At 38.1% G+C, this 13,655-nt stretch carries 10 protein-coding genes; 8 read left to right on the top strand and 2 right to left on the bottom strand.

What is annotated here, in order from left to right:
- The first annotated feature begins 167 nt into the window (after positions 1–167).
- Genes MHB44_RS01035 through MHB44_RS01065 form a run of 7 tightly spaced genes read left to right on the top strand, consistent with a single transcriptional unit; the run spans position 168 to position 5,946 of the window.
- Positions 168–2,582 (top strand): Na+/H+ antiporter subunit A, encoded by a 2,415-nt coding sequence (locus MHB44_RS01035; RefSeq protein ID WP_341301223.1) that lies wholly within the window; start codon positions 168–170, stop codon positions 2,580–2,582.
- A complete protein-coding gene (locus MHB44_RS01040; RefSeq protein ID WP_341301224.1) occupies positions 2,572–2,994 on the top strand; it encodes a Na(+)/H(+) antiporter subunit B in 423 nt (140 codons plus the stop codon). The genes MHB44_RS01035 and MHB44_RS01040 overlap by 11 nt, the downstream gene beginning before the upstream one ends.
- Positions 2,995–2,997: 3 nt before the next feature.
- Entirely contained in the window at positions 2,998–3,336 is a 339-nt protein-coding gene (locus tag MHB44_RS01045; RefSeq protein WP_004233143.1) for a Na(+)/H(+) antiporter subunit C, read from the top strand.
- Complete coding sequence (locus MHB44_RS01050) at positions 3,329–4,834, top strand: Na+/H+ antiporter subunit D (RefSeq protein ID WP_341301225.1); 1,506 nt, start codon at positions 3,329–3,331, stop codon at positions 4,832–4,834. The genes MHB44_RS01045 and MHB44_RS01050 overlap by 8 nt, the downstream gene beginning before the upstream one ends.
- Entirely contained in the window at positions 4,834–5,316 is a 483-nt protein-coding gene (locus MHB44_RS01055; RefSeq protein ID WP_341301226.1) for a Na+/H+ antiporter subunit E, read from the top strand. The genes MHB44_RS01050 and MHB44_RS01055 overlap by 1 nt, the downstream gene beginning before the upstream one ends.
- Positions 5,316–5,600 (top strand): Na(+)/H(+) antiporter subunit F1, encoded by a 285-nt coding sequence (locus MHB44_RS01060; protein WP_341301227.1) that lies wholly within the window; start codon positions 5,316–5,318, stop codon positions 5,598–5,600. The genes MHB44_RS01055 and MHB44_RS01060 overlap by 1 nt, the downstream gene beginning before the upstream one ends.
- On the top strand, positions 5,578–5,946 hold the full coding sequence (locus MHB44_RS01065) for a Na+/H+ antiporter subunit G (protein WP_341301228.1): 369 nt from the start codon (positions 5,578–5,580) through the stop codon (positions 5,944–5,946). The genes MHB44_RS01060 and MHB44_RS01065 overlap by 23 nt, the downstream gene beginning before the upstream one ends.
- 258 nt (positions 5,947–6,204) lie before the next feature.
- Here MHB44_RS01065 and MHB44_RS01070 read toward each other — a convergent pair whose 3' ends face one another.
- Together MHB44_RS01070 and MHB44_RS01075 are read right to left on the bottom strand one after the other, a co-directional pair.
- The gene (locus tag MHB44_RS01070) at positions 6,205–6,909 is read right to left on the bottom strand and encodes a DNA-binding response regulator (protein WP_341301229.1); all 705 of its coding nucleotides are present in this window, start codon (positions 6,907–6,909) and stop codon (positions 6,205–6,207) included.
- A 5-nt stretch (positions 6,910–6,914) separates the two neighbouring features.
- Entirely contained in the window at positions 6,915–9,932 is a 3,018-nt protein-coding gene (locus MHB44_RS01075; RefSeq protein ID WP_341301230.1) for an ATP-binding protein, read from the bottom strand.
- A gap of 182 nt (positions 9,933–10,114) precedes the next feature.
- On the opposite strand from MHB44_RS01075, the gene MHB44_RS01080 reads away from it, so the two are divergent.
- On the top strand, positions 10,115–13,492 hold the full coding sequence (locus tag MHB44_RS01080) for a leucine-rich repeat protein (protein WP_341301231.1): 3,378 nt from the start codon (positions 10,115–10,117) through the stop codon (positions 13,490–13,492).
- Positions 13,493–13,655 lie beyond the last annotated feature (163 nt).

The raw sequence follows: 13,655 nt of genomic DNA on the forward strand, positions 1-13,655 counted from the left end.
CTTTTAAGAAGGTAATAATCGACACTTTCTTACCCCATGCAGTTTGCAAAAAATTCAAAATCACCATCTGATATGTTCCTTAGCTTGAACAAATTTCTCTAGTGTTAACACTAAATATTCCAATCACCACAAATTTTTAGATGATTTTGATAGTAGGAGGTTTTTATTTGCTTACAATACTTATCGCAATACTTCTGCCATTTGTTGGTGCTGCGCTTATCCCATTGCTTTATAAGCGACTAAGGCGTGTCACACATCTTGGCTGGTTTGTTTTATCAGTTCCATTACTTTTATTTCTTTTACTTATACGCTACATTCCACAAGTTGCCAAGGGTAAAACGTTTATCCATACATATGAGTGGATTCCCTCTTTTAATATAAATTTCACAACTTACCTTGATGGGCTCAGTATGATTTTTGGCTTGCTGATTACAGGTGTAGGTAGTTTAGTCATTTTATATTCTATTTTTTATTTATCAACGAAAGAATCTCTTCATCATTTTTACTGCTATCTATTACTATTCATGGGTGCCATGCTTGGTGTTGTCTTTTCAGATAACTTAATGGTATTATACACATTTTGGGAATTAACAAGTGTGTCATCGTTCCTATTAATTGCCTATTGGCATCATCGAAAAGCATCGCGTGCAGGTGCTAAAAAAGCAATGACCATTACAGTCTTTGGTGGACTATCCATGCTTGCTGGTTTCCTGATGCTTTATGTAGCATCCAATACATTTAGCATTCGTGACATTGTAGCAAATGTAGAGATCATACGCGACCATGCTTTGTTTACACCAGCACTAATTTTAATCTTATTAGGGGCTTTTACTAAATCCGCTCAATTCCCTTTCCATATTTGGTTGCCTGATGCGATGGAGGCACCAACTCCTGTTAGTGCCTATTTACACTCAGCAACAATGGTGAAGGCAGGTATTTATTTAGTTGCCCGTTTCTCTCCTGTTTTTGGCGGAGAGGCGATCTGGTTCTGGCTAGTTAGCACTATTGGGCTTGTAACACTATTCTGGGGTTCCTTTAATGCTGTACGCCAAACAGATTTAAAAGCTTTATTAGCCTATTCAACAGTGAGTCAGCTAGGTTTAATTATGAGTCTATTTGGTCTTGGCTCTGTTGGACATTATTATGGCTATGTAGAAAGTTCTATTATTTACACACAGGCAAGCTTTGCAGCATTGTTTCATCTTGTGAATCACTCCACTTTTAAAGGTGCATTATTTATGATGGTCGGTATTGTCGATCATGAGGTAGGTACACGTGATATTCGTCGTTTAGGTGGCTTAATGGCCTTTATGCCTGTTACATTTACAATTGCTGTTATCGGCAGTTTGTCAATGGCAGGATTACCGCCATTTAATGGTTTCTTAAGTAAGGAGATGTTTTTTGCAGCAGTATTAGCTATTCGAGATGTGGAAGCATTCTCCATAGCTGATATGGGGCTTTTATTTCCAGTCATCGCATGGATAGCAAGTGTCTTTACGTTTGTTTACAGCATGATTTTAATTAGTCGTACATTTTTGGGGAAACTACAGCCTGAGAAATTGGATAAAAAACTACACGAGGCTCCATTTGGCATGCTGATTTCGCCACTTATTTTATGTTTGTTTGTAGTAGGGATCTTTTTCTTCCCAAATGTGTTAGGTCATTATATTTTAGAGCCTGCTATGGCAAGTATTTATCCTACTTTCCCAACAGCAGGTGAATTATCACCACATATTCACGCTTGGCATGGTATCTTAAGTCCAGAATTATGGATGACAATTGGTGTGATTCTTCTTGGGACAATTCTCTTTAAAACATTAAAGAGCTGGAAGCCGCTCTATCGGATATTTTCACAAAAATATACGTTTAATGCCTATTACAATCGGCTGCTTGAAATGAGTGAAAGCGGCTCAGCAACATTCACTCGTAAATATATGACAGGTAATTTAACACATTATTTCGTATATATATATATATTCTTTATTGCCCTAATTGCAGGCTATTTTATTTGGTCAGATGCTATGGTATTTAACTTTGACAAGGATGCTGTTGTGGAATACTACGAATTAATTCTTGTCTTTGTGATGATTTTTGCAGCTATCTGGATGATTTTTGCCAAGGGACGCGTAACAGCTATGTTATTAAATGGTGTATTAGGTTACTCCATTGCCTTTTTCTTTGTGATTTTCCGTGCACCCGATTTAGCATTGACACAGTTAGTTGTTGAATCTGTGACAACCGCTTTATTCCTGTTATGTTTTAAATACTTGCCAGATTTAATGCCTGAGGCTCCTCCTAAAAAAGTGCAATGGTCAAAAGCTATTATTTCCATTTTTGTAGGGGCAACGGTGACAATTGTAGGTTTAGCAGTAGTACATTATGATCGTTTTGAGTCAGTAGCTCTCTATTTTAATGATTCTTATGAATTGGCTGGTGGTTCAAATATTGTAAATACAATACTTGGAGATTTCCGTGCGTTTGATACGATGCTAGAGGTTGTTGTTCTTCTGATTGCTGGCTTAGGGGTTTATACACTAATAAAGCTTAAGCCACGAAAGGAGGAAGCGGATCATGAAAATTAATGATGTGATATTAAGAACGGTTACCAAGGCAGTTGTGTTTATTATTTTAACGCTTGGTGTGTATTTGTTCTTTGCGGGACATCATGCTCCAGGCGGCGGCTTTATAGGTGGGCTTGTACTAGCTTCCGGTATTGTGTTGCTCTATCTTGCCTATGATATTGAAACAGTGCATAAAGGGATGCCATTCGATTTTAAAAAGGTGGCCGCTTTGGGTGTTCTGCTTGCTACAGGAACTGCGGTAGGCTCCTTATTTTTCGATGTGCCCTTTTTAACACAAACATATACGTATATAAATGTACCTATATTTGGGGAAATGGGATTTTCAACTGTAACCATTTTTGAAGCGGGAGTAGCTTTAACGGTTGTAGGTGTTGTGGTGACAATTATTTTAAGTATAAGTGAGGATGAGTAGCCAATGGAGTCTTTAATACTGGTTTTAGTAGGTATATTAGTAGCTGTTGCGACGTACTTAATCCTCTCGAAGCAGTTATTGCGTGTTATTTTAGGAACGGCTGTATTATCACATGCTGCCCATTTGCTTATATTAACAATGGGCGGCCTTAAAAAAGGGGACGTACCATTATTAGGCGAATCAGAGGGACCTTATACCGATGCATTACCACAAGCCTTAATTTTAACAGCCATTGTGATTAGCTTTGCAGTCACAGCATTTGTTCTCGTGTTAGGCTATAGAGCGTACAAAACAAATGGTTCAGGGAATTTTGATGAATTGAGAGGTACGCCAGATGAGTAATATGATCGTTTTACCATTAATCGTGCCAGTTATTACAGCGATTTTACTGGTGTTTTTAAAAGAGCATGTCTTTTTACAGCGCATTATTAGCTTATTAACACTGAGCTTTATCGTTGTGATTAGCATTGTTTTATTGCTAGAGATACAAGCACAAGGTGTAATGCGCATTGATTTTAGCGGTTGGGCACCACCGTTTGGCATTTCTTTTGTTGCAGATTCATTCGCAACCTTACTAGTGCTAGTTGCCAATCTTGTTGCAGTGATCTGCTTGCTCTATGCGATTTTTACGATGGAGCTTTCCTATGAAAAGATGTATTTTTATCCATTTACCTTACTGATGGTAGCTGGTGTGAATGGTTCATTTTTAACAGGTGATATTTTTAACCTATTTGTTTGCTTTGAAGTCATGCTGCTTGCCTCCTATGGACTTATTAGCTTAGGTGGTGAAAAAATTCAACTGCGTGAAGCATTGAAATATGTATTAATTAATATTGTAGCATCATGGATTTTCTTAGTGGCGCTAGCATTCTTATATGGAACGATTGGAACCTTGAATATGGCACATATTTCACTTCGTGTTATGGAGGCAGGAGCAAATCCACTGATTACAACGGTGGCACTCATTTTCTTAATTGTCTTTAGCTTAAAGGCTGGACTCTTACTCTTCTTTTGGCTGCCAGGCTCCTACAGTGTACCTCCAACAGCTGTCGCGGCATTATTTGCAGCGTTATTAACAAAAGTAGGGATTTATGCACTTGTACGCTCCTTCACCTTGCTTTTCCCAAATAATACAGAAGTGACACACACCGTACTTGGGATTATGGCAGGGCTAACAATTGTGGCAGGCTGCATTGGTGCTTTGTCCGGACGTGATGTAAGAACGATTGCCTCTTATAATGTGCTGATTGGGGTTGGATTTATCGTAGCTGGTCTCGCAATTGGTACAGAATCAGCCTTGCAGGGAGTTATCTATTATTTAATGCATGATATGGTTGCAAAAGCTATGCTGTTTTTAGCAGTCGGCATGATGATCTATTTAACTGGGGAAACAGTGATTGATAAAATGAGCGGGCTTATTCGAAATTATCCTTTCTTTGGCTGGTTATTTTTTATTGCCATGTGTTCATTAGCGGGTATACCACCATTAAGCGGCTTTTTAGGGAAGGTATTAATTGGACAGGGTGCAATAGAGGGTGGCAATTTTGTGCTACTAGGTCTAGGATTTTTATCTAGTTTAGTTGTTTTATATTCACTGTTACGAATTTTCCTTTCCTCCTTTTTTGGCGAAACCATTATTAGCTTAGAGGATGAAAAGCCTTTGCCAAAGCGTGTGATGCTCCCATTAACATTATTGGCTGTTTGTACAATTGGCTTAGGGGTTGGCGCTGAAAAATTAGCACCTTTTGTAACAGATGCAGCAGAAACACTTTATACGCCTTCAATGTATATTGACCCAGTATTGGATGGAGAATTATGGCAGGGTGAGGTGAATAAATAATGGCGATGCAGTTTATATTAAATTTATTTATCGCGACACTTTGGTTGCTTTTGCAGGATGAAGTAACACCACAGTTTTCAACGTTTTTAATGGGCTTTATCGTAGGAATAGGAATTTTATATGCAATGCATCGCTTTTATGGCACTCAATTTTACTTGCGAAGAGTTTTCTCTATTCTAAAATTATTATGGCTTTTCAACTGGGAGCTATTTTTATCAAGCTATAGTGTACTAAAACAAATCATGACACCAAAGCTAAATATTACGCCTGGTATTTTTACTTATAAGACCGTGTTAAAAGGTGATTGGGAGATTACAGCACTAGCGGTGTTACTCACATTAACCCCTGGATCTGTCGTGATGGAAGTATCTGAAGAGGGCGACGTATTTTATATTCATGCAATGGATATTGAGGAATCGAAGGACGCTGTTATTCGCTCAATTGGGAAATTTGAACAAGCAATTATGGAGGTGACACGTTAATGATTGACAACATCTTATTACTAGCTCTTGCTTTTTTTAGTATTTCCATCGCATTGTCACTGTATCGTGTCATTCGCGGGCCGTCCATGCCAGACCGTGCTATAGCACTCGATACAATTGGTGTCAATCTGCTTTCAGCCATTGCCATTGTTTCGATTATTTTAAAAACAAAGGCTTATTTAGAGGCCATTCTGATTTTAGGAATATTAGCGTTTATTGGAACAATTGCCTTTAGCAAATATATTGAAAGAGGTGTGATTGTTGAACGTAAATCAAATGATTGAATGGGGGGCAGTCATATTAATTTTAATTGGCTCAATTGTCAGCATGATTAGTGCATTTGGTATGATTCGCCTGCCAGATGTTTATACACGCTCACATGCTGCTACCAAAAGCTCCACATTATCCGTATTAACATGTCTATTAGGTACATTTATTTACTTTTGGGTGCATGATGGCTATGTCAGTGTACGATTAATTTTAGGGATTCTTTTCGTCTTTGCCACAGCACCTGTTGCAGGACATCTAGTATGTCGTGCTGCTTATCGCTCTCACGTTCCTTTAGCAAAAGGCTCTGGAGAGGACGAGTTAAAGTCAAAGCTGTTTCCAGAAGAAAAAAATATAGGCTAGAAAGAAGAGTACTGCGTATTATTGTTGAGACAGTAAGAAAACATCTTACTTTTACAGCCAGTTGACAGTATTGAACTGGTGATGGGTTATTTCATCTTTATAGGACATGCTCACGGTAATTCCTTTTTCTTTGACCATTTCCTGATATGCATTAAATGTGTAAACAGATTGGGCATTCTATGAAATTCAAGTGGAGGCCTCAAAATAACAAACATAAAAGGAAGTTGTTCATAAAACGAACAGCTTCCTTTTTACTATCTATCCATGCTGAAAAACTAACTGATAGCCAGCGCCTCTTGCCATCACAATCTTAGCTGGTTGTTCTGGAATCGCATCTAGCTTTTTTCTTAAATTGCTAATATGCACTCGTAATGCCTGTGTTTGCCCAATGCTATCTTCATCCCAAATACGTCGGTATAGCTCAGCCGCTGGAAAGGCCTGATAGTTATGCTGTGCTAAAAAGAATAAAATTTGAAATTCCTTTGTGGATAAAGTAAGTACAGAATCACCAATTGAAACTTTTCCAGAATGTATATGGAATAGTAATGTATGAATAACTTTAGTTGACTCATGTTCAATCGACATGATTGAATTCATAGGGTATCGTCGTTCATATAGCCGCTCAATCGTTTTTAATAATCGATTATAATCAAGTGGTTTTAGAATATAGTCTGTAGCCTGTACATCAAATGCCTCTAAAGCATAATGCTCATATGCTGTCACAAAGACGATATCTATTTGATGTGAGGCATCCTCTATTTTAGAAGCAAGTTCAAGTCCAGTCATTTCAGCCATTTCGATATCTAAAAATAAAATATCAGGCTTTAATGTATCAATATGAGCTAAGACATCCTTTGGGTTTAGAAAGGTTTCGATCACCTCAATAGAGCCACTTGTCTGTAACATGGATTCTAATAAACGGATTGATAAAATTTCATCGTCTACAATGATTGCTTTTAACAAGATGTTCACACCCCTTCTATTGAAATAATTGGAAAGCGTATTTCGACAGTTGTTCCTTTATTGGCCATGCTTTCAAAATGAATTGTTGCATTTTCAAATTTTTTTAATCGTTTTGAAATATTGAGAAGGCCGATCCCTTGACTAGCAGTTACTTCACCATTTTGAATTTGCTGCAAAAGTGCTGGAGACATGCCGATTCCATTGTCTGTGAGTTTAAAGATTACCATTTGCTGCTCCTGTGTGATCGATAATTGTAGCCTGCCACCCTCTTTTTTTATCTTCAGCCCATGAAGAAGGGCATTTTCCACTAATGGCTGAAGCAGAAGTGGTGGAATAAGACAGTGAATAGGCTTATCCATACAAATTTCCCAATCTAATTGTTCAGGATATCGTGTGCAATGAATATTGATATATGCCTCAATAAGGCTAAGCTCTTTTGCTAAAGGAACAAGGCTATTGGCATTTTCAAAGGCAAAGCTATTGCGTAAAAAGGTAGCAAAGTTTGTAATCATTGTTCGCGCCTGCTCCAAATCTATATAGCTAAGCGATAAAATAGAATTTAATACATTATAAACAAAATGCGGTTTAATTTGAGCTTGTAAAAAGGCTGTTTCCATAGCAATTGCTGTTTCGGCTGAATCCTTTAATAAAATAAGATTGCGTACACGTGTCTTTAGCTCTGCTATATCGAGCGGCTTATGTAAAAAATCATTCGCCCCCGATTGAAAGGCTGCAATCATATCTTCTGGACGCACGGCTGCTGTTAACATTAAAATAGGTAACTCTGTAGATGTATAATTTTTTCTAATCTGTTGGCAAACCTCATAGCCAGAAATAGTAGGCATCATAATATCTAAAATTAATAAATCAATATCAGGATGTTGGGTGAGCTGGTCAAAAACATGCTCCCCATTATCAATTGCAATAATAGAATAGTGTTCCTGTGTGAGAATATCAATTAATACTTTTAAATTAACAGCGTCATCATCCACGATAAGAATTTTTTTCTTCCCTATTTTCTCAACAATATGTGGGAATGTTAGGAAAGGCTGTTGATAATTTTGTGTGGGCATTGTTAGGGATTCCTCATGGATCGGCTGAGCTTTTAGTAGTTTGATAGAAAATGTTGTCCCTTGTCCGACAATAGAAGTTACACTAATTTTACCACCTTGTCTTTCCACAAGTTCCTTTGTAATGTGTAATCCTAAACCGGTACCACCAGTGGAATGCTTGACTTGGTGAAAGGGGTTGAAAATTGTTGTTAAATTTTCGGGTGCAATGCCACAGCCAGTATCTTGGATATCGATCACTAAAAATGCCTGTTCCTCATAGCAAGTGATATCAACTTGTCCTTTATTTGTATACTTCACTGCATTATGAATTAAGTTATAGAGAATTTGTCGAAGTCGATTTTCATCTGCTTGGACAAAGCTCCCCCGTTTAATATTATTGTAGATTTTTACATTTTTACTGATCGTATAGGACAGCACCTCCACAGTCATATGTGTAACCGCAAATAAATCCACAGGTGTTATCCGCAGTGTTAATTCATTTTCCTTTAACTTTGAAAAATCAAGTATATCGTTGATCAAGTAGGAGAGGCGTTCAGCGATATTAAAAATAAGTGTTACTTTTTCCTTCTGTTCCACAGCTAAGGCAGGCTTGCTATTGTCATTTAGCATAGACTGGGAAATCCCAATAATGCCATGCAAGGGTGTTTGAAATTCATGTGATGTTTTAGCAAGAAACTCATCCTTTAATTGATCCACACGCATAAGTGCCTCTGTAAGCTTGCCTTTCTCTAAATAGGAATCGGTAAAACGGTGAGAAATATATAAGGAAAGCATTGTTAAGCAAATAAACGGCAGCAAGGGTGGCAGGGCATTTAATTCAATATTAATATGTGTATTTAATGTAGCAACGATAAAATAAAGCAGAATCGCTAATGAGCTTAATGTTAAATACATTACACCAGGGGCACGTCGGTAGATGGCGATAATTTGGACATAAAAAATATAAACGATATTGATAAATATGTATAAGGAATTAACATCTTGTAATTTGGAATTGATGGATGCTGGCAATATCATAATGAGCATCATTAAAATCCCAATAACAGATAATACCTTTACCACCCAATAATTCATATATTGTGGCAAAGCGCGATAAAAATAGAGCAATATCGAAAAGCCAACAAGGATACTTGAGATCATTTGTATACTTTGAAATGGTGCATAGCTCATATCGGCAAAGGCTAGTAACAGCTTTTCGCCATGTGTAAGGGTATAGAGCGCACTAGCAAAGCAAAATAACGCAAAGTAAAGCTGCTCGATGCCTAATTTTGAATAAAGATAAGAGCCAAAAAAGTAGATAAACATTGTTAAAAAAGCTGCTAGTGTAATTAAATCGTAGAATAGTGCTCCTTCACGAAGCTTTGTAATACTAGATTGATCACCCAAGAAAATGGAGCTAATAATCCCTCCTCCTGGTGCATAATCAAAGTTTGCTACATGCACAATTAATTCCAATTCATGTTGATCAGGTGAAAAATAAGCAGTGTATGGTGTATTGTGCGGCGTATAGCGGTCATCCTCAGCTGGCTCTCCGCTTTGTCCAATGCGCTGCCCATTCATATAGATTGCATTGGACATACGAATGATGTTCGTTTTAATCCCTAAAATATCCTCATGATCGTTTATTAAAATCTTTAGCCGATAAGTCCCGCTTGCGAATGAGGGAAGTGTTTGCCCATCAATGGTATATTTTGTCCATAGTGAAGGAACATCTACAAGATAGCTTTGATAAGTATCGAAGGCCGCACCATCAACCAAATGGTTTGGAATAAATGCCCATTCTCCATCTAATTTAACAGGGGCATTATCATGAAATGTATAATGACGTAAATCTATAACACCTTTCGTTGCTTGGGGTTCATGCGAGTTAGGTTGAGTTAAGTAAAAGGTAACGCTCGCTAACAGCAGTGACCCGATAATAATCGCGAATAATAGTGATAATTTTTTCATTTTTAAAAGCCCCCTTAACCTGCCACTCCCTCACTCACTCAACATGGTTTTAGTTGGATTATACAAGATAGCCTATCTTATTAAAATAGAAGCAGGCTGAACGTTAAGAAATCTTAACGCTAAAAATGCTCATAATTCTTTTATACTTGATAAAACAATACACAGAAAAAGGAGAATAGTAGATGATAAAAAAATGGAGTAGTATCTTTATTATTGCGGTATTTATTTGGTCACAGCTAGGGTTGCTATCCCCAAAGGCTGATAGCGGTTTTCTAACGGAAACAAATCCAGATGGTTTAACTATTACTGGGTATGCGGGATTAATCCCAGACGGGGACTTAGTTATTCCACGCACTTTATGGGATGGGGGTGTTGAAAAAAACGTAACAGCAATAAAAGAGTCCGCTTTTTCAAATAGGCAATTAACATCCTTAACATTTGAGCCAGCGTCTGAGTTAGTAGAGATAGGGGAAGGAGCTTTTGCTGGCAATGCATTAGGGAGTGTCCAAATCCCTTCTTCCGTTCAAAAGATAGGGAATGTTGCCTTTTCAGTTAGTCAACTAACCTCTTTAACATTTGAACCAGGATCTGAGTTAGTAGAAATAGGAATTGGAGCTTTCACTGGCAATACATTAGGGAATGTCCAAATCCCCTCTTCCGTTCAAAAGATAGGCGACAATGCCTTTATGTTCAGTCAACTAACCTCTTTAACGTTTGAGTCACCTTCTAATTTGGAGGAAATAGGGGTAAGTGCCTTTCTACTAAATGAACTAACAAGCGTTACTATCCCTTCTTCTGTCCAAAAGATAGGTAATAATGCCTTTCAGCAAAATAAACTAACATCAGTAAGTTTTGAACCGACATCTAACTTAACTGAGATAGGGGATAATGCTTTTTCGTCTACAGTTCTGGATGGAACGTGGAATAATATAGTAACAATTACAATTCCATCAAGTGTCACAAAAATAGGTGAATCAGCCTTTTTTGGGAATAAACTAACAACAGTTACATTTGAAGAGGAAAGTCATCTTGAGAAGATAGGAAATAGTGCATTTGTAGGAAATGAGCTAGAGAGTATTACATTCCCATCTAGTATAAACATGATTGGTCATTCAGCATTTGTACTTAATAAATTAAAAACAATTGAATTTAAACAACCACTAAATCCGCCAGTAACAGTCGATGTTAGTGCATTTAATTTCCAAGATAATAACATGAGTACTCAGTGGTTTATAAATGGTAATATCCAAACTCCTTGGGATCAACAAACTGTAACAACTGCATTAAAAGTTTATTCTACACCGCAAACAACACATGAAGTAACCTTTGAAACAAATGGCGGAAGTACAGTGAACACGGAAGTTGTAGCAGCTGGAGAGCTTGTCACGAAGCCAGAGGACCCAACACAAGATGGTTATATATTTGATGGCTGGTATCGTGAGGATTTACAAACGTTATGGAACTTTGCAACGGATCCAGTAACTGAACCAATAACGCTACATGCAAAATGGGCAGCAGCAAGCCCATTTACTACATCTGACAATAGCGATGGTACAGTAAAAATTACAGGCTACAATGGCACTGTGCCAGCAGAATTAGTCATTCCTGCTGAAATTAATGGTAAGCCTGTTACTGTAATTGGGAGTTCCGCTTTTATGTTCCAAACTTTAACGGACGTTGTGATTCCAGAAGGTGTTAAGAGAATTGAGACATCCGCTTTTTCGGGGAATTTGTTAACAAGTGTAGTGATTCCTTCTACGGTGGGGGAGATTGCGAGCACGGCATTTAAAGGCAATAAGCTAGAGAAAGTGGAATTTAAAGGAGCTGTCAGCACAATAGATGGTTCAGCCTTCGTTTCACAAGATGTCACACCAGCATTTACAGATTGGTATACAGACCGCTCTATGCAACCATCTGTACTATGGGATAAGACTGTCCCACAGGCAATGACGATTTATTCAACAGGCATTTCAGGCTATATGGTGACATTTAATACAAACGGTGGTAGCATAGTTGCGCAGAAAGTTGTAACACCAAGTGAAAGCATTATAGCACCTACCGCACCAACAAGAGCAGGCTATACATTTGCAGGCTGGTACAAGGATAGCGCCCTGCAAACACCGTGGAATTTCCAAACGGATAAAGTAACAGAAAATATCACACTTTATGCAAAATGGAATGTAACGTCAACACCAGGTGTAACCTCACCGCCAGCTTCAGATGCAACATCATCAACGCCATCTACAACTAATCAAATTAAGGTAGATGTAGTGGATGCTAACAATCCAAATGCAGTGCTTGTACAAACGGTCATTACACGTGAAAGTACTGGTGGTGTCGTAAAGGATACAGTGAACTTTACGTCTGCCAATGCAAGAGAGTCAATTGAAAAATTAGTGAATCAAGAAAAGAAACAATCGCGTATGGTTATTCCAGATGCACAACAACAAGTTAGCGAAACAACAATTGGTATTGCAAAGGTAGCAGCACAATTACTAGCAGAAGGGCAAGCAGGCTTAGGCATTGATATGGAAACAGTGAAATTTGATATTCCTTCATCATCTTTAACAAATATCGATAATGATATTTATTTCCGAGTGGTGCCAGTGAAAGCACAAGCAACAAAGCAACAACTAGAAGAACGGGCAAAAGCAGAATCAAGCGTCCAACAGTTCACAAATAATGCAACGATTACATTGCTTGGACAACCAATGACCATTGAAACGAATATGCAAAATCGTCCTGTAACATTAACCTTGCCATTACCAAAAGATGTGACACAGGAGCAATTAGACAATCTAGCGGTATATATTGAACATAGTGACGGCACGAAGGAAGTAGTGCGTGGTCAGATTGTTGATTTTAAAGAAGGAACAAAAGGGATCCAATTTGACGTAACGAAATTCTCCACATTCTCCATTTTATATGCCCCTGCGAAAGAGGAGCAGCCAGAAGAGGAAGTACAGGTGGAGGAAGAAGTTATACTAGAAGAACCCGTATCTGTTCCATATATTCAGGGCTACCCAGACGGTACATTCCGTCCGAATACATCTGTCACACGTGCACAAATGGCAAGTATGCTGGCTCGTTACTTAACAGATAACGCTATTCCAGAAGCGACAGCGACATTTATAGACACAACAAAGCATGGGGCAAAGGATGCCATTGAATTTGTCAAAGAAACAGGCTTATTGAAGGGCACAACAGCTACAACATTCAATCCAAACGGCACAATTACACGTGCACAAATGGCTACCGTTGTGGCACGCTGGCTAGCAGAAAATGGAGAAGTAAATGCATCTCAGGCAAAAGCATTTAAGGATGTAAAAGCTAACCATTGGGCAGCCAAAGCGATTGCAGTAGTAAGTGCACAAGGCATTATGACAGGCACAAGTGCAGAGACATTCCATCCAGATGGACATTTAACAAGAGCGCAGGCAGTGAAAGTATTGAATCAATTGTTTGAGCGTGAAGTGCAAGCAAGTGAACAAGCACCATTATTCACAGATGTACCAAGCAATCATTGGGCATTTGATGAAATTCAAGCGGCAGCACAATAGTAAGTATACAAAAAGTTCACCAACTTCCAATAATAGTTGGTGGACTTTTTGCTTTGTCCTATATAGATGTTAAGAAATCTTAACGCCAAGAGTATTCATAATTCTTTTATACTAAATAAAACAACACACAGAAAGAGACGTACAGGAATAGATGACAATTGAA

It is taken from the genome of Lysinibacillus sp. FSL H8-0500 (assembly GCF_038051955.1).
Classification (GTDB): Bacteria; Bacillota; Bacilli; order Bacillales_A; family Planococcaceae; genus Lysinibacillus; species Lysinibacillus macroides.